The organism is Pedococcus badiiscoriae, assembly GCF_013408925.1.
GTDB lineage: Bacteria > Actinomycetota > Actinomycetes > Actinomycetales > Dermatophilaceae > Pedococcus > Pedococcus badiiscoriae.
The window spans coordinates 2,617,372-2,632,465 of sequence record NZ_JACCAB010000001.1 but is presented as its reverse complement, the minus strand read 5'-3'; the positions used below and the strand labels follow the sequence as shown (position 1 = coordinate 2,632,465).

Below are 15,094 nucleotides of genomic sequence, written 5' to 3'. Positions count from 1 at the left end.
TGTCTGCCTTTCGTTCATCGGCGGGCGGCGGCCGCTCCAGCGGGCGATCCGGCGGTGACCGGACGAGGACAGCGAAGGACCACGACACTGCGGCCGTTGGCCGTCACCTTGGCGCCCGGCTCGTACTCCGTGGCCTCGACCGCCTGCGCGGAGGTGTCCAGCTCCGTCACCCAGCGCTCGCCGTACTCCTTGCCGGGCAGGACGAAGGGCAGCCCGTCGTCGTGGCCGTTGAAGATCACCAGGAAGTGGTCGTCGATGGTCTGCTGACCGCGGGTGTCGGGCTCGGGGATGCTCTGTCCGTTGAGGAACACCATCATCGAGCGGGCGTAGCCGTTGGCCCAGGAGTCCTCGTCCATGTGGTTGCCGCCCGGCTCGAACCACGCGATGTCGCCCACGGCGCTCTCGCCCCCGTGGTCTGCCGACCCGGCAAAGAACCGACGGCGGCGGAAGACCGGGTGGTCGCGACGCAGCTCGACCAGCCGCTGCGTGAACGCGATCAGGTCGAGCTGGTCCTGGTCGAGGTCCCAGTCGATCCAGGAGACCTCGTTGTCCTGGCAGTAGCCGTTGTTGTTGCCGCCCTGGGTGCGACCGAGTTCGTCCCCGTGCAGGAGCATCGGCACCCCCTGGGAGAGCAGGAGGGTCGCGAGCATGTTGCGCTGCTGGCGCAGTCGGAGCGCGTTGACCTTCTTGTCCTTGGTCGGGCCCTCGACGCCACAGTTCCAGGACCGGTTGTGGCTCTCGCCGTCGTTGTTGCCCTCGCCGTTGGCCTCGTTGTGCTTCTCGTTGTAGGACACCAGGTCTCGCAACGTGAAGCCGTCGTGGGCGGTGACGAAGTTGATCGAGGCGATCGGCTTGCGACCGCTGTGCTCGTACAGGTCGCTCGAGCCGGTGAGGCGTGAGGCGAACTCGCCCAGGGTGGCGCTCTCACCACGCCAGAAGTCACGGACGGTGTCGCGGTACTTGCCGTTCCACTCGGTCCACAGCGGCGGGAAGTTGCCGACCTGGTAGCCGCCGTCGCCGACGTCCCACGGCTCGGCGATCAGCTTGACCTGGCTGACCACCGGATCCTGCTGGACGAGGTCGAAGAACGCCGAGAGCTTGTCGACCTCGTGGAACTGGCGGGCCAGCGTCGCCGCGAGGTCGAACCTGAACCCGTCCACGTGCATCTCGGTGACCCAGTAGCGAAGCGAGTCCATGATCAGCTGGAGCACGTGCGGGTGGCGCATCAGCAGGCTGTTGCCGGTGCCGGTGGTGTCGTAGTAGTGCGCCTTGTCATCGTCGACGAGCCGGTAGTACGCGGCGTTGTCGATGCCGCGGAAGCAGATCGTGGGGCCGAGCTGGTTGCCCTCGGCGGTGTGGTTGTAGACGACGTCGAGGATGACCTCGATGCCCGCCTCGTGGAGCGCCTTCACCATGCCCTTGAACTCGGCCACCTGCTCGCCGCGGGTGCCGTAGGCCGCGTACCCGTTGTGCGGCGCGAGGAACCCGATGGTGTTGTAGCCCCAGTAGTTCGACAGGCCCTTGTCGCGCAGGGTGAAGTCGTTGACGAACTGGTGCACCGGCATCAGCTCGATGGCCGTGATGCCCAGCGCCTTGAGGTGCTCGATGATCACCGGGTGGGCGATGCCGGCGTAGGTGCCGCGGATCTCCTCGGGGATGTCGGGATGGGTCTCGGTGAGGCCCTTGACGTGGGCTTCGTAGATGACCGTGTTGTGGTACTCGTGGCGCGGGAGGCGGTCCTGGCCCCAGTCGAAGAAGGGGTTGATGACGACGCCGGTCATCGTGTGGCCGAGGCTGTCGTCGACGTTGGCCTTGGCCGGGTCGTCGCTGGGCGCGTCGAAGTCGTAGGAGAACAGCGACTGGTCGCCGTCGGGCTGACCGTCGATCGCCTTCGCGTAGGGGTCCAGCAGCAGCTTCTGCGGGTTGCAGCGGTGGCCGTTGGCCGGGTCGTAGGGACCGTGGACGCGGTAGCCGTAGCGTTGTCCGGGCTGCACCCCCGGCAGGTAGGCGTGCCACACGAACCCGTCCACCTCGGGCAGCTCCACGCGGGTCTCCGCCCCCTCGTCGTCGATCAGGCAGAGCTCGACCTTGGTGGCCACCTCGGAGAACAGCGCGAAGTTCACGCCGGTCCCGTCATAGGTGGCGCCGAGGGGGTAGGACTTGCCGGGCCAGATTTCCATGCATCGCCTTCGTCGTAGGGGGTCCGTGCCGAGAGCAGCAGCGGCGCGGGAGGACGTCAGCGGCCCCGAGCGACTCTCATTGTGCCCGAGACCACCACGTTTTCACGCCACGGGCCACCCACGGGTAAGCGCCCGCTTAGTACACTCACCTGCACAGGCACGCAGCCGGACCCGCTGTGGCCCCCGCCCGGACCACCCCAGCGGTCCGGCCCGGACCACCCCAGCCCCCAGCCCCCAGGAGTTTCGATGAGCACCCAGCGCACCGCAATCGTCACCGGAGCCGCCCGCGGCATCGGCGCAGCAACGGCCAAGCGTCTCGCCTCGGCCGGACACGCCGTGGCCGTGCTCGACCTCGACGAGTCGGCCTGTGCCGACACGGTCGCGGCGATCACCGACGCCGGCGGGCGCGCGCTGGCGGTCGGCGTCGACGTCGCCGACGCTGCCCAGGTCGAGGCGGCCGTGCAGCGGGTGGCCGACGAGCTCGGATCCCCCACGATCCTGGTCAACAACGCGGGCATCACCCGCGACAACCTGCTCTTCAAGATGACCGAGGACGACTGGGACGCCGTCATCAACGTGCACCTCCGCGGGTCGTTCCTCATGACCCGCGCGGTCCAGGGCTACATGACCTCCGAGAAGTTCGGCCGCATCGTCAACCTCTCCTCCAGCTCCGCGCAGGGCAACCGGGGGCAGGTCAACTACTCGGCCGCCAAGGCCGGACTCCAGGGCTTCACCAAGACGCTGGCCATCGAGCTCGGGAAGTTCGGCGTGACCGCCAACGCCGTGGCGCCGGGGTTCATCCAGACCGAGATGACCAAGATGACGGCCGAGCGCCTCGGCGTCTCGTTCGAGGACTTCATCGCCCACTCGGCGGCGGCGATCCCCGTGCAGCGGGTCGGCCAGCCCGAGGACATCGCCGCGACCATCGGGTTCCTCTGCTCCGAGGACGCCGGGTTCGTCTCCGGCCAGGTCATCTACGTCGCCGGCGGCCCGCTCGACTGAGGGACTTCGGCACCGGATGGACGCAGCGCGACCATGGGGAGCTCGGCGACCATCCGTCGCCGAGCCTCCGGGCTTCCGTCATACCGCCAGCCGAGCAGCACCGTCAGCGTCCAGCGCACCAGTGGCGCGATGAGCAGGTTGCGCCACTCGTAGGCGGCATACACCTCGGCGGCCTCCTCGAGGCCCAGTACCCGGTATGCCGCCGGCGCGGGCCCGCGCCCGAAGTCCACCGCCGCGGGGCCGCGAGCCTGCAGGTTCCTCAGCCAGTCCGCGCCCCTTCCGTAGCCGGACAGCACCGTCGCCTCACCGGTGGACCGGTCGTACCGCACCACCTCCAGGACGACCCGGAAGCGCCGTCCGCTGTGTCGACCGGTGTGGGTCAGCTGCAGGAAGCGGTGACCGAGGAGCCAGCCGAAACCGTTGTCGTACAACGCATTCGGCAGCGCGAAGAGCGCGCGCAACCACGGCTTGAGGTCCTGGCTGCGGGTTCCCGGCACGCGCCCACGCTACGCCGGTAGGCGGCACACCCCTTGACAGCCGGACGACCTCGGGTTAATAGTTTCCGTAGCAGTTAATAAACCGATTGGTTAAGGACTATGGACGATCCCCTCAGCAGCACGTTCGCCGCATTGGCGGACCCCACGCGACGCGCCATCCTCGAGCGCCTCGCGGGGGGCGATGCCACGGTGGGCGAGCTCGCGGAGCCGTTCGCCATGACCTTGCCGGCCATCTCCAAGCACCTGTCGGTGCTCGAACGGGCCGGCCTGATCGCCAAGGACCGTGACGGGCAACGGCGGCACTGCCGGATCACCGCCACACCGCTGAAGAGCGCCACGTCGTGGCTCGAGGAGTACCGCCGCCACTGGGAGGCCAACCTCGACCACCTCGACGCCTACCTCACTCGCATCCAGGGACCGGCCTCGCCCACGTCCCCCGGTGCACCCACCACCGCCACCACCGCCACCACCTCACACCCGGAGGACCAGTCATGAGCAACGCAGCAGCCGAGACCCACCAGCGCGCCACCGTCACCCCCCAGGGCGCACAGATGGTCATCACCCGGACCTTCGCCGCCCCCGCGGCCCTCGTCTACGAGGCGATGACCACGCCCGAGCACATCCGCCAGTGGTGGGGGGCCGGGCACGGCGAAGTCACGATCTGCGAGGTCGACCTCCGGGTCGGCGGTCGCTGGCACTACGCCCAGGTCACCCCCGGCGGCGAGGAGGTGTCGTTCTCCGGCGAGTACCGCGAGCTCGACCCGCCGCGACGCCTCGTGCACACCGAGGCCTTCGACAACATCCAGAGCCCGGCAGCGGTCGTCGAGACGAGCTTCACCGAGCAGGACGGCAGGACGACCCTGCGGGCGGTGATCACGTACGACTCCCCCGAGACGGTCGAGATGGTGCTCGCCTCGGGCATGGAGGGCGGCCTCAACGACTCCTACGACGCCCTCGAGAAGGTCGCCCAGGCGCTTGCCGGCTAGAGGTTGCGGACCTCAGGCCCCCAGGACCACGATGCGGCCAGTGCTCTCCCCGGCCCCGAGCCGGGTGAGCGCGCTGGTCGCAGCCTCGAACGGAACCTGTTGGGAGACATGGGGTTTGATGACTCCTGCGGCTGCCCACTCGCTCAGCCTGGCATGAGCATCGGCTGCCACTGCGTGGTCCCGCTGGAGGTAGAGCCCCCAGTGCAGCCCCAGGAGCGAGTAGTTCTTGACCAGGGCGTGGCTGAGCGCCGGCGAGGGGATGGTGCCGCTCGCGAAACCCACGATGACGATCCGGCCCTCGAAGGCGATGACCTTCGTCGAGGCATCGAAGGCAGGACCGCCCACGGGGTCGAAGACCACGTCGGCACCGGCCCGTCCGACTGCCTCCTTGAGCGCGGCAACCAGGTCGCCACCCGAGCGGTCGACCACGACGTCGGCGCCCGCCAGGCGGGCGACCTCACCCTTCGCGGCGTTGCCGACCACCGCGACGACGCGGGCACCGAGGGCCTTGCCCACCTGCACGGCCGCCAGGCCGACACCTCCAGCGGCGGCGTGCACGAGCAGCGTCTCGCCGGCCTGCAGGGCAGCACGGCGGACCAGCCCCACGTATGCCGTCTGGTAGCCGATCGTCAGGGCGCTCGCCTCGGCGTCCGAGAGCGACGGCGGCGCGGCAAAGGCCCCGGCAGCAGGCATCAGGCACACCTGCGCCAGGCCGCCGTCGGGAACGGCCGCGGTCCCCACGACCCGGTCGCCGACCGCGAAGCCCTGCACGCCCTCGCCGACCTCGAGCACGTCGCCGCAGACCTCGACCCCCGGCGTGAACGGGAGGTCGGGTCGCACCTGGTACTGACCGCGGGCCATGAGCACGTCGGGGAAGTTGAGGGCGACGGCCCGCACCCGGACCTGAAGGTGGCCGGGTCGCACGGGTGGCTCAGGGCACTGCGTCAGCCGCATCACGTCCGCCGGCTCCCCGTTGGAGGTGACCTGCCAAGCCTTCACGGAACTCTCCTGTGGTGGGTTGGTCGTGGTGGTGAGCGGCGCCGGGTTGGTTCAGTCGGTGCCCATGGTGACCGCCGGGAGGGCGGCCGCCATCCTGCGCATCCCGGCCAGCCAGCGGTCCGGGTCTGCCGCCCGCCCGGCATACATCTCGGCGACCTCAGGGTGCGGCAGGACCAGGAACCGCCCGTCGTCCATGGCGGCCAGCAGGTCGCGCGCGACGTCGTCCGGGTCGACCGCGCCGGGCTCCATGAGGGCCCTGCCCGCGGAACCGGAGCCCCACAGCATGTCGGTGCGGACGCCCTGCGGGCACACCGCGTGGACGCGGACTCCCTTGTCGCCGTAGGTCATCGACAGCCACTCGGCAAAGGCCAGCGCGGCGTGCTTGGTCACGGCGTAGGGTGCCGCACCCGGGATGGAGAGCAGGCCGGCCGCGGAGACCGTCGCGACGAAGGTGCCCCGGCCGCGCTCGAGCCATTCAGGAACGAGCAGGCGCGAGGCGCGGACGTGCGCCATCACGTTGACGTTCCACGACACGTCCCAGGCCCGCTCGTCGACGGCCTCGGTACCGCCGCGCGCCACGCCCGCGTTGGCGCAGAACACCTCGATCTCGCCGAGCTGGTCCCGGGCCGCTGCGACCAGGGCGGCCACGCCCGCCTCGCTCGACGCATCCCCGGGGACTGCGAACGCTCCGAGCTCGCGGGCGGCCGACTCCGCCGCCGCCGCGTCGAGGTCGTTGACGACGACCTTGGCTCCTGCCGCCACGAAAGCCTTGGCGTAGGCCGCGCCGATGCCCCGCCCGGCGCCCGTCACCACGACGCCGCGCCCGGTCAGGTCAGTGCTCACAGAGAGCCTCCGAGCGTGACGCCACCGTCGACCACCAAGGTCTGTCCGGTCACCCAGCCCGCGTCACCGGAGAGCAGGAACGACACGGCTCCCGCGACGTCTTCCGGCGCCCCGAGCCGCTTCAACGGATAGGCCGCAGCCACCTTCTCCTCCCGGCCCTCGTACAGCGCCTGCGCGAACTGGGTCTTCACGATCGCAGGGGCGACGGCGTTGACCCGGACGGCGGGCCCGAGCTGGTAGGCCAGCTCGACGGTGAGGTGGATCAGCGCGGCCTTGCTCACGGCATACCAACCGATGCTGCCGGTCGCGCCGAGCCCGGCGATGGACGCGACGTTCACCACCGACCCCGGCCGCTCACCCTGGCCCAGCCCCGCGGCGACCGCCTTCTCGATCCAGGAGAACGCCGCCAGGACGTTGACGTCCATGATCTTGCGGGCCACGTCGACCGGCGTGTCGAGCATCGGGCCGAAGGCCGGGTTGATCCCCGTGTTGTTGACCAGGTGGTCGAGCCCTCCGAACCGCTCGTGGGCAACGCGGATGACCTCGTCCTGATGCGCCTCGTCAGCGGCATTGCCTGCCACCGCGATGGCTTTCGACTCGCCACCCAGGCGCTGCACGGCCTCGGCCAACGCCTCCGGCTTGCGGGCCGTGATCACGACCCGGGCGCCCTCGGCGACGAGCTTCTCGGCGATGCCGAGCCCGATCCCCCGCGAGGCCCCGGTGACGATCGCGACGGTGCCCTCGTGGACTCCCTGTCCGGCAGCCACCTCAGAGCCCGAGGTCGCGGCCGATGAGCTCCTTCATGATTTCGTTCGACCCTGCCCAGATCTTGGAGACCCGGGCGTCGCGCCAAGCGCGGGCCACGCGGTACTCGTTCATGAAGCCGTAGCCGCCGTAGAGCTGGACGCACTCGTCGAGCACGTCGTTCTGCACCTGGGCGGACCACCACTTGGCCTTGGCCGCGTCGACGGCGCTGAGCTTCTGCTCGGCGTGGGCGGCGATGCAGTCGTCGACGTAGGCCTGCGTGACCTCAAGCTTGGTCTGCAGCTCGGCCATCTTGAACTTGTTGTGCTGGAACGAGCCGACGGGCTGGCCGAACGCCTTGCGCTCCTTGGTGTACTCGACGGTCTCGCGGAAGATCTGGAAGGCGTGGGCGGTGTTGGCCACGGCCGCGCCGACACGCTCCTGGGGCAGGCGCTGCATCATCGAGATGAAGCCGAGGCCCTCGGTGCCGAGCCGGTTGGCGTCGGGGACGCGCACGTTCTCGAAGAAGAGCTCGGAGGTGTCGGCCTCCTCCTGCCCGACCTTGTCGAGCTTGCGGCCACGGCTGAAGCCCTCCATGCCGGCTTCGACCATGAACAAGGTGATGCCCTTGGCGCCCTTGGAGGGGTCGGTGCGGGCCGCGACGATGACGAGGTCCGCCTGGTAGCCGTTGGTGATGAAGGTCTTGGACCCGTTGAGCACCCACGTGTCGCCGTCACGGACGGCGGTGGTCTTCAGGGCGGCGAGGTCGGAACCGCCCGACGGCTCTGTCATCGCGATCGCGCAGATGAGGTCGCCGTTGGCCATGCCCGGCAGCCAGCGCTCCTTCTGCTCCTGCGTGCCGAGGTCGACGATGTAGGGCGGGCACACGTCGGAGTGGATCCCGAAGCAGGACGACACCGCGAAGTTGAACCCGGCGATCTCCTCGGCCGCGATCGCGTTGAAGCGATAGTCGTCGGCACCGGCGCCCCCGAACTCCTCGGGGATGTCGAGACCGAACAGGCCCTGCTTGCCCGCTTCCTTCCAGATGTCACGATCGACCGACTTCACCTCGAGCATCTGCTCGGCGCGCGGCTTGAGCGTGCGCTCGACGAACTCGCGGACCGAGCTGCGGAAGGCCTCGTGGTCGGGACCGTAGACATTGCGGGGCATGACATCCTCCAAAGGTGACTAAGCGCTTGCTTAGTCTCCGATGGCTGGGGCATGCTGTCAACCATGTCCAGCCCCGCACGCGCCGTGGCATCCGTCACGGACACCCCTCACCGACTGCTCGAGGCAGCGGCCGAGGCGTTCGCCGACCGGGGCTTCCACGCGACCACCACGCGTGACATCGCGTCGCGGGCCGGGCTCTCGCCGGCTGGCGTCTACGTCCACTTCTCCTCCAAGGAGGAGCTGCTCTACCAGCTCAGCCGGGAGGGCCACGAGGTCGCCCGCGACATGCTGCTGGCCGCCGCGAGCGGTGCAGGCTCCCCCACCGAGGCGTTGCGGGCCATCATGGGCCGGTTCGCCACGTGGCACGCCGAGCACTTCCGGGTGGCACGCATCGTGCAGTACGAGTTCGCCAACCTCACCGCCGAGCACCGCGACGCCGTCCTGGCGCTGCGCAAGCAGATCGACGCCGTCGTGCGTGACGTGGTGACCGCTGGTGTGGCCAGCGGCGAGTTCACCGTCGACGACGTGCCCGACACCACGCTTGCCCTCATGTCGATGGCCGTGGACGTGGCCCGCTGGTACGACCCCGAGATCAAGCGAACCCCCGAAGCCATCGGCGCGGCGTACGCGGACCTCGGGCTGCGCCTCGTCGGGGCCGGCCAGCGCCGCCCGACCTGACGCCGCCCGACCTGGCTCAGTCTCGCGTCAGCTTGCGGTAGGTGACCCGGTGCGGCCGGGCCGCTTCGGCGCCCAGTCGCTCGACCTTGTTGGCTTCGTACGACTCGAAGTTGCCCTCGAACCAGTACCACTTGGCCGGGTTCTCGTCATCGCCCTCGAAGGCGAGGATGTGCGTCGCCACCCGGTCGAGGAACCAGCGGTCGTGGCTGATGACCACCGCGCACCCGGGGAAGTCGAGCAGCGCGTTCTCGAGCGAGCCGAGCGTCTCGACGTCCAGGTCGTTGGTCGGCTCGTCGAGGAGCAGCAGGTTGCCACCCTCCTTGAGGGTGAGCGCGAGGTTGAGGCGGTTGCGCTCGCCACCGGAGAGGACGCCGGTCTTCTTCTGCTGGTCCGGGCCCTTGAACCCGAACTGCGACACGTAGGCGCGGGAGGGGATCTCGACGTGGCCCACCTGGATGTAGTCGTGGCCGCCGGACACGGTCTCCCAGAGGTTCTTCGTCGGGTCGAGCCCGACGCGGCTCTGGTCGACGTACGAGATCTTGACCGTCTCGCCCACCTTGACCGAGCCGCTGTCCGGCTCCTCGAGCCCGACGATGGTCTTGAACAGCGTCGTCTTGCCGACGCCGTTGGGGCCGATGACTCCCACGATGCCGTTGCGCGGCAGCGTGAAGGACAGGTCCTCGATCAGGATGCGCTCGCCGAAGCCCTTCGTGAGGTTCTTGACCTCGATGACCGTCGAGCCCAGACGGGGGCCCGGCGGGATCGCGATCTCCTCGAAGTCGAGCTTGCGGGTGCGGTCGGCCTCGGCTGCCATCTCCTCGTAGCGGGCCAGACGCGCCTTCGACTTCACCTGGCGGGCCTTGGCGTTGGACCGGACCCACTCCAGCTCGGAGGCGAGACGCTTGGCGAGCTTCGCGTCCTTCTTGCCCTGCACCTCGAGCCGAGCCTGCTTCTTCTCGAGGTAGGTCGAGTAGTTGCCCTCGTAGGGGTAGGCGCGCCCACGGTCGAGCTCGAGGATCCACTGGGCCACGTTGTCCATGAAGTAGCGGTCGTGGGTCACGGCGACGACAGCACCGTGGTAGGCCGCGAGGTGCTGCTCGAGCCACAGCACCGACTCGGCGTCGAGGTGGTTGGTGGGCTCGTCGAGCAGGAGCAGGTCGGGCTTCTGGAGCAGCAGCTTGCACAGGGCGACGCGGCGGCGCTCTCCACCGGACAGCACGGTGACGTCGGCGTCCGGCGGCGGGCACCGCAGGGCGTCCATGGCCTGCTCGAGCTGGGAGTCGAGGTCCCACGCGTCAGCAGCGTCGATCGCCTCCTGGAGCTTGCCCATCTCCTCCATCAGGGCGTCGAAGTCGGCGTCCGGCTCCGCCATCTCGGCGGAGATCGCGTTGTAGCGGTCGACCTTGGCCTTGATCTCGCCGGCTCCCTCCTCGACGTTGCCGAGGACCGTCTTCTCCTCGTTGAGCTCGGGCTCCTGCATGAGGATGCCCACGGTGAAGCCGGGCGTCAGACGGGCCTCACCGTTGGAGGGCTGGTCCAGCCCGGCCATGATCTTCAGGACCGAGGACTTGCCGGCTCCGTTGGGACCCACCACGCCGATCTTGGCGCCGGGGTAGAAGGAGATGGTCACGTCATCGAGGATGACCTTGTCGCCGTGGGCCTTGCGGGCCTTCGACATGACGTAGATGAACTCGGGCATGGGGGCAAGGCTATCCGCCGCGGCCCCCACGCCCGAATCCGCGTCAGACGGCGGAGAGCTCGCGCCCACCCTCGGCTCGAGGCACCAGCCCTGTCGGCTCCTGCGCCACGACGTAGCTGTCGGTCGCGGGATCCCCGGAGTCCTGACCTTCCTCCCCCGAGCGGCGCGCCGCCAGGTCGCCGGGGTCGAAGGAGTCGAGGTCCTCCTCCACGACCGGAGCCTCACCCTCGAGGGCCGCCATCGCGTCCTGGACGCCGCCATCGGCCATCCGGTCGTGGGTGTCCAGCTGGGCGCGAGTCACCCGCGTCAGCGTGGTGGTCCCCCAGCTGAGGTCGTGACCGACGTTGTAGGCGTCGATCTCCACCGACGTGGCATGGGTGTTGTCCGAGCGCATCCACTGGTTGACCCGCAGCCGTCCGTAGACGACCACCGGCTCGCCCTTCTTGAGGGAGTTGGCCACGTTGGCGCCGAGCGACCTGAAGGCCGTGACGTTGTAGAAGCTGGTGCCGGCGTCCTCGTACTCTCGCGTCTTCGTATTCGGCCGTCGCACCGTCGACGCGAGCCGGAAGGCCGCGAAGGGCACTCCGGTGCGCGTCGTCCGCGACTCCGGATCGGCGACCACGCGGCCGGTCACGGTGATGTAGGACTCGTTCATCTCGCTCACCTCATCTGTGTCGTCATCTGTGTCGTCCCCGTCTGGGTTGACGCAACAGTGACTGACCGTGAGACGGCCGACGAGCGAGCGCAGACCTGGCTGTGGAACACGGCACTCCCCTGGTGACGCCTGTGCAGGGCCACCCGCGCATCCGGGCCGTATCGGCGCGCGAACCGCATCGGCCCGTGGGAAGTGCCGCAATGCCCCGGGGTGTCCCTAGCGGCGCGTGCTGGCCGGGGCCAGCCGCACCTCCGCCCGGTCCAGCGACTCACGGGTGGTGCGGTGGCGCTCGAGCACCAATCGCACCGGACTCACGATGCGCTCACGGGCGACGTCCGCGACCTTCTCGGTCAGCATGGCGCGCACCCGCTGGCCGCGTCGGCGAGCGCCGGCGCGCCCGAGCGCGCGGGCGAGCGCGGCAAGGGCCAGGCCCAGCAGCAGGCCACCGGCGAACATGAGCAGCGGGTAGGGCAGGGGTCCGAGCCGTGGCGTGTGCAGGTCCGGCAGCGCCAGCCAACCCATCACCACGAGCACGGCCAGCCAGAGGAACCCGACAGCTGCGATGAAGGCAAGGACCAGCTGCGCGAGCCCGAAGGCCCGCCACCACATCGGCGGCCGCATCTTCAGCGAGGTGCGCACGACCGCCTGGTCGAGAGCGTCGGCGAGGTCGGGACCCGGCGGCGTGGCCGCGTCAGCGACCGCTTCGGCCCAACGGCTGGGAAGGCCTTCGGCGGCCAGGTCGCCGACCTTGCGAGTGGCCAGCTCGACTGCCGACCGGGCGGCCGGGGTGGGCGGCGGGAGCGACGACCGACCCAGGACCGTGCGCACGTCCCCGGCCGTGACGGCAAGCTTCTCCTCCACCGCGTCGTGGACGTTGAGGCGCAGCCGCTTCATCGGGTCGGGCCGCAGGGCTCGCACCCAGCGGGTGAGCGGCCACCCGGTGCGGCCCCAGGACTGGTTGCGATAGTCGCGCTCGACGGCAGCCACCACCGTGGGGATCCCGGCAGCCCGCGACAGCGCGTCGACGAGCTCTGCATCCACGGTGTCGGAGAGTGTCGGCTCGCTGATCGCGACTCCCTCGCGCAGGGTGCCGGCGCTGGCCGAGACGTCCGCGAGGAGCCGCTGCTGCGCTGCGTTCTGGGCGGCGACCGCCGTCGCCAGGCGCAACCGGAGGTCGTCGATCCCCGTACCCCTGGCTGCCGACGTGGAGATCACCTGCACCCCCGGGATGCCGTCCTCCGCGGCAAGCCGCGAGAGGTCCCGACGAAGCTGGCCCACGGCGTCCGAGGTCAGGCGATCGGCCTGGTTGAGCACCACAACCGTCACGGCGTGATGGGTGGAGAGCGCGCGCAGGTAGTCGTCGTGCAGGCGGGCATCGGCATACTTCTGCGGGTCGGTGACCCACACGAAGACGTCCACCAGCTCGAGCACCCGCTCGGACTCCGCGCGGTGGGCCTCCACCCGGGAGTCGAAGTCCGGGAGGTCCAGCAGCACCAACCCGTCGAGGTTCCACGGGCTCTCGGGACCACCCCTCGGGTCCGACAGCGGGTCGACGTGGTGACGCTGCGCCACGGACAGCCAGTCGAGCAGGTCCGTGGCGTCGTCCTCGCCCCAGACGGCCGCCACCGGGCGGGACGTCGTGGGCCTGCGGGCACCGACCACGGCCACGGTCGACCCGACCAGTGCGTTGAACAGGCTGGACTTGCCGGACCCGGTGGCACCGGCGAGGGCGACCACGGTGTGGCCGCCGGTCTTGGAGACGCGCGCTGCGATCTTGGCGACGACGGAGTGCGCGGACGACACGGCTGCCGGGTCGAGCTGGCTCCCGCCCGCCGTCACCGCCTGTTCGAGGGCACGCGAGCGCGCGGTCAGCTCCTCGGTGCTCACGGACTTGACCTGCTTGCTGCCCATCTTCACCGGGCTCATCGAACCGCCTTCACCGCTGCTGCCGCCTCGGCCAGGCGCTGGGCCTGGCCCTCCTTGGTCTCAATGCCCTCGAGGGCGCCGTCGTAGCGAAGTCGCTCGGCGGCATACAGCTCCGCAACGTGCTCGAGGAGCCGCTTGCGGGCCTTGGCTGCCATGTCACGCACGGCCTGGTCGCCGAAGATCGCCTCGAGCACCTTCTGTGCGAGCACAGCGGTGCCACCGGCGATGCCGACCTCGGCGCCGACCAGGCCTCCGGTGTGGGCGAAGGCCACCAGCATGAGGATCACCCCGATGCCGTTGAGGCCGTAGGCGGCGACCCGGGCGGTGGTGCGGCGGTCCTTGCCCTCGCTGCGCACGAGCTCGAGCACCTCGACCTGCCAGTCGCGCACGAGCCGCTCGATCCGGGGCGACAGGTCGGCCGAGGCCCTGGACAGCTGTGGGCCTTCGTCGAGGAGCCGGTCGCCCCCCGGGAGCTGGCGCCACCGGCGGGCCACCGTCGCGGCGGCCCCCTGGCCCTGGGCGGTGACGAGAGCGGCGACGCCGGTCTGGAGCGCCTCCCCCAGGTCGCCTGCGGGCGGGGCCTGGCCCTTCAGGGCCGCCGTGATCCGGTCCCGCACCTTGGAGATGGTCGACTCGACCTGCTTGAAGAACTCGCCCGTGCCCACGTACTCCTGCCAGCGGGCCAGGACCTCGCCGCGCAGGAGGGTGCCGTCGGTCATGCCGTTCTCGACGTTGTCCAGCGCGTCCCGGTATGCCGCCCGGGCGGCTTCGTGGAGCGCGTCGACGGCCTGGGCCTGCTGGCGGCTCGCCGTGACGAGGACGTCGGCCCGGCGGTCGAGGCTGCCGAGGGCGCCGTCGAGCGTCTGCTTGACGATGACAGAACGGGCACGAGAGTCGCTGGCCAGCGCCGTCAACCAGGAGCGCAGCCGCGCGACGTCCGGCTCGGGCAGGCGGCCCTCGGCAGTCAGGACGGCCTCAGGGATGCCGAAGATGGGGGCGGTCGACAACCCTTGCTCGCGCAACATGGACGCGAGGTGGCTGCGGATGTCGGCCATCGCCTCGGGCGGCACGCGGTCGAGCACGATCGCGATGGCGGTGCCACGCTCGGAGGCCTGGCGCAACAGGTCCCACGGGACGGCGTCGGCATACCGAGCCGCCGTCGTGACGAAGAGCCAGAGGTCGGCGGCCGCGAGCAGCTGGGTGGCAAGCGCACGGTTCGAGCTGACGACCGAGTCGATGTCCGGCGCGTCGAGCAGCGCCATGCCCGGCGGCAGCGAGCTCGAGACGACCAGGCGCAGCGCGTTGGCGCCGTCATCGACGTCCGTCGCCCCAGTGACGCGGCTCAGCCCGGGCAGCACGCGGTCGTCGGAAAACCACCGCACGTCCTGGGGGTGGTGGACGAGGACCGGCGTGGTCGTCGTCGGGCGCAGCACCCCGGAACGGCTCACCTCGGCGTCGACGATCGAGTTGACGAGCGTCGACTTGCCGGCCCCGGTCGAGCCGCCCACGACCGTCAGGAGCGGTGCGTCGAGGGAGCGCAGCCGCGGGATGACGTAGTCGTCGAGCTGCTTGAGCAGCGCGTCACGGGTGGACCGCCCACTCGCGACGTCCGGGATGTCGAGCGGCAGACCGGTGCGCTGGACCTGTTCACGGAGGGTCGTCACGGCGCCCAACATCGACATGGCGTCGTCCCTTGAAATCACAGCGCAAGCCTA

The 15,094-nt window shown here is 70.1% G+C and carries 14 protein-coding genes; 4 read left to right on the top strand and 10 right to left on the bottom strand.

Going from position 1 to position 15,094, the window contains the following annotated elements; translation table 11 throughout:
* Positions 1-14: 14 nt before the first annotated feature.
* The gene (glgX, locus tag BJ986_RS12420) at positions 15-2,180 is read right to left on the bottom strand and encodes a glycogen debranching protein GlgX (RefSeq protein ID WP_179422260.1); all 2,166 of its coding nucleotides are present in this window, start codon (positions 2,178-2,180) and stop codon (positions 15-17) included.
* Between the two features lie 246 nt (positions 2,181-2,426).
* Here glgX and fabG point away from each other — a divergent pair, with 246 nt between their 5' ends.
* On the top strand, positions 2,427-3,182 hold the full coding sequence (gene fabG, locus BJ986_RS12415; protein WP_179422259.1) for a 3-oxoacyl-ACP reductase FabG: 756 nt from the start codon (positions 2,427-2,429) through the stop codon (positions 3,180-3,182).
* Here fabG and BJ986_RS12410 read toward each other — a convergent pair.
* Positions 3,155-3,679 (bottom strand): nitroreductase family deazaflavin-dependent oxidoreductase, encoded by a 525-nt coding sequence (locus BJ986_RS12410; protein ID WP_202881246.1) that lies wholly within the window; start codon positions 3,677-3,679, stop codon positions 3,155-3,157. The two genes, fabG and BJ986_RS12410, sit on opposite strands and share 28 nt — an antisense overlap.
* A gap of 99 nt (positions 3,680-3,778) precedes the next feature.
* Between BJ986_RS12410 and BJ986_RS12405 the strand changes: the two genes are divergently transcribed.
* Positions 3,779-4,174 (top strand): ArsR/SmtB family transcription factor, encoded by a 396-nt coding sequence (locus tag BJ986_RS12405; RefSeq protein WP_179422258.1) that lies wholly within the window; start codon positions 3,779-3,781, stop codon positions 4,172-4,174.
* Positions 4,171-4,665: an SRPBCC family protein gene (locus BJ986_RS12400; RefSeq protein WP_179422257.1), complete on the top strand. Its 495-nt coding sequence runs from the start codon at positions 4,171-4,173 to the stop codon at positions 4,663-4,665. Before BJ986_RS12405 ends, BJ986_RS12400 begins: the two co-directional genes overlap by 4 nt.
* A 12-nt stretch (positions 4,666-4,677) precedes the next feature.
* On the opposite strand, the gene BJ986_RS12395 is transcribed toward BJ986_RS12400, so the two are convergent.
* From BJ986_RS12395 to BJ986_RS12380, 4 genes are read right to left on the bottom strand one after another with little or no spacing between them, the layout of a single operon-like run.
* Positions 4,678-5,664, bottom strand: a complete 987-nt coding sequence (locus BJ986_RS12395) for a zinc-binding dehydrogenase (RefSeq protein ID WP_179422256.1) — start codon at positions 5,662-5,664, stop codon at positions 4,678-4,680.
* A 51-nt stretch (positions 5,665-5,715) separates the two neighbouring features.
* The gene (locus BJ986_RS12390; protein ID WP_179422255.1) at positions 5,716-6,507 is read right to left on the bottom strand and encodes an SDR family NAD(P)-dependent oxidoreductase; all 792 of its coding nucleotides are present in this window, start codon (positions 6,505-6,507) and stop codon (positions 5,716-5,718) included.
* Positions 6,504-7,274 carry a glucose 1-dehydrogenase gene (locus BJ986_RS12385; protein WP_179422254.1) on the bottom strand — a complete coding sequence of 257 codons (771 nt, stop codon included), beginning with the start codon at positions 7,272-7,274 and terminating at the stop codon, positions 6,504-6,506. The genes BJ986_RS12390 and BJ986_RS12385 overlap by 4 nt, the downstream gene beginning before the upstream one ends.
* A 1-nt stretch (position 7,275) precedes the next feature.
* Positions 7,276-8,421, bottom strand: a complete 1,146-nt coding sequence (locus tag BJ986_RS12380) for an acyl-CoA dehydrogenase family protein (RefSeq protein WP_179422253.1) — start codon at positions 8,419-8,421, stop codon at positions 7,276-7,278.
* A 63-nt stretch (positions 8,422-8,484) separates the two neighbouring features.
* Here BJ986_RS12380 and BJ986_RS12375 point away from each other — a divergent pair, with 63 nt between their 5' ends.
* Positions 8,485-9,099: a TetR/AcrR family transcriptional regulator gene (locus tag BJ986_RS12375; protein ID WP_179422252.1), complete on the top strand. Its 615-nt coding sequence runs from the start codon at positions 8,485-8,487 to the stop codon at positions 9,097-9,099.
* A 16-nt stretch (positions 9,100-9,115) separates the two neighbouring features.
* On the opposite strand, the gene ettA is transcribed toward BJ986_RS12375, so the two are convergent.
* The 4 genes from ettA to BJ986_RS12355 form a co-directional block, all read right to left on the bottom strand.
* Positions 9,116-10,798 (bottom strand): energy-dependent translational throttle protein EttA, encoded by a 1,683-nt coding sequence (gene ettA / locus BJ986_RS12370; RefSeq protein ID WP_179422251.1) that lies wholly within the window; start codon positions 10,796-10,798, stop codon positions 9,116-9,118.
* A 43-nt stretch (positions 10,799-10,841) separates the two neighbouring features.
* The gene (locus BJ986_RS12365) at positions 10,842-11,453 is read right to left on the bottom strand and encodes a single-stranded DNA-binding protein (protein WP_238338422.1); all 612 of its coding nucleotides are present in this window, start codon (positions 11,451-11,453) and stop codon (positions 10,842-10,844) included.
* Between the two features lie 216 nt (positions 11,454-11,669).
* Complete coding sequence (locus BJ986_RS12360; RefSeq protein ID WP_179422249.1) at positions 11,670-13,379, bottom strand: GTPase; 1,710 nt, start codon at positions 13,377-13,379, stop codon at positions 11,670-11,672.
* The gene (locus tag BJ986_RS12355; RefSeq protein WP_179423835.1) at positions 13,376-15,061 is read right to left on the bottom strand and encodes a GTPase domain-containing protein; all 1,686 of its coding nucleotides are present in this window, start codon (positions 15,059-15,061) and stop codon (positions 13,376-13,378) included. The genes BJ986_RS12360 and BJ986_RS12355 overlap by 4 nt, the downstream gene beginning before the upstream one ends.
* Positions 15,062-15,094 lie beyond the last annotated feature (33 nt).

Bases quoted from the DNA above. Each gene is read 5' to 3' on its own strand.
- BJ986_RS12380 (WP_179422253.1), bottom strand. From the start codon at position 8,421: ATGCCCCGCAATGTCTACGGTCCCGACCACGAGGCCTTCCGCAGCTCG.
- fabG (WP_179422259.1), top strand. From the start codon at position 2,427: ATGAGCACCCAGCGCACCGCAATCGTCACCGGAGCCGCCCGCGGCATC.
- glgX (WP_179422260.1), bottom strand. From the start codon at position 2,180: ATGGAAATCTGGCCCGGCAAGTCCTACCCCCTCGGCGCCACCTATGAC.
- BJ986_RS12375 (WP_179422252.1), top strand. From the start codon at position 8,485: ATGTCCAGCCCCGCACGCGCCGTGGCATCCGTCACGGACACCCCTCAC.
- BJ986_RS12365 (WP_238338422.1), bottom strand. From the start codon at position 11,453: ATGAACGAGTCCTACATCACCGTGACCGGCCGCGTGGTCGCCGATCCG.
- BJ986_RS12400 (WP_179422257.1), top strand. From the start codon at position 4,171: ATGAGCAACGCAGCAGCCGAGACCCACCAGCGCGCCACCGTCACCCCC.
- ettA (WP_179422251.1), bottom strand. From the start codon at position 10,798: ATGCCCGAGTTCATCTACGTCATGTCGAAGGCCCGCAAGGCCCACGGC.
- BJ986_RS12355 (WP_179423835.1), bottom strand. From the start codon at position 15,061: ATGTCGATGTTGGGCGCCGTGACGACCCTCCGTGAACAGGTCCAGCGC.
- BJ986_RS12405 (WP_179422258.1), top strand. From the start codon at position 3,779: ATGGACGATCCCCTCAGCAGCACGTTCGCCGCATTGGCGGACCCCACG.
- BJ986_RS12360 (WP_179422249.1), bottom strand. From the start codon at position 13,379: ATGAGCCCGGTGAAGATGGGCAGCAAGCAGGTCAAGTCCGTGAGCACC.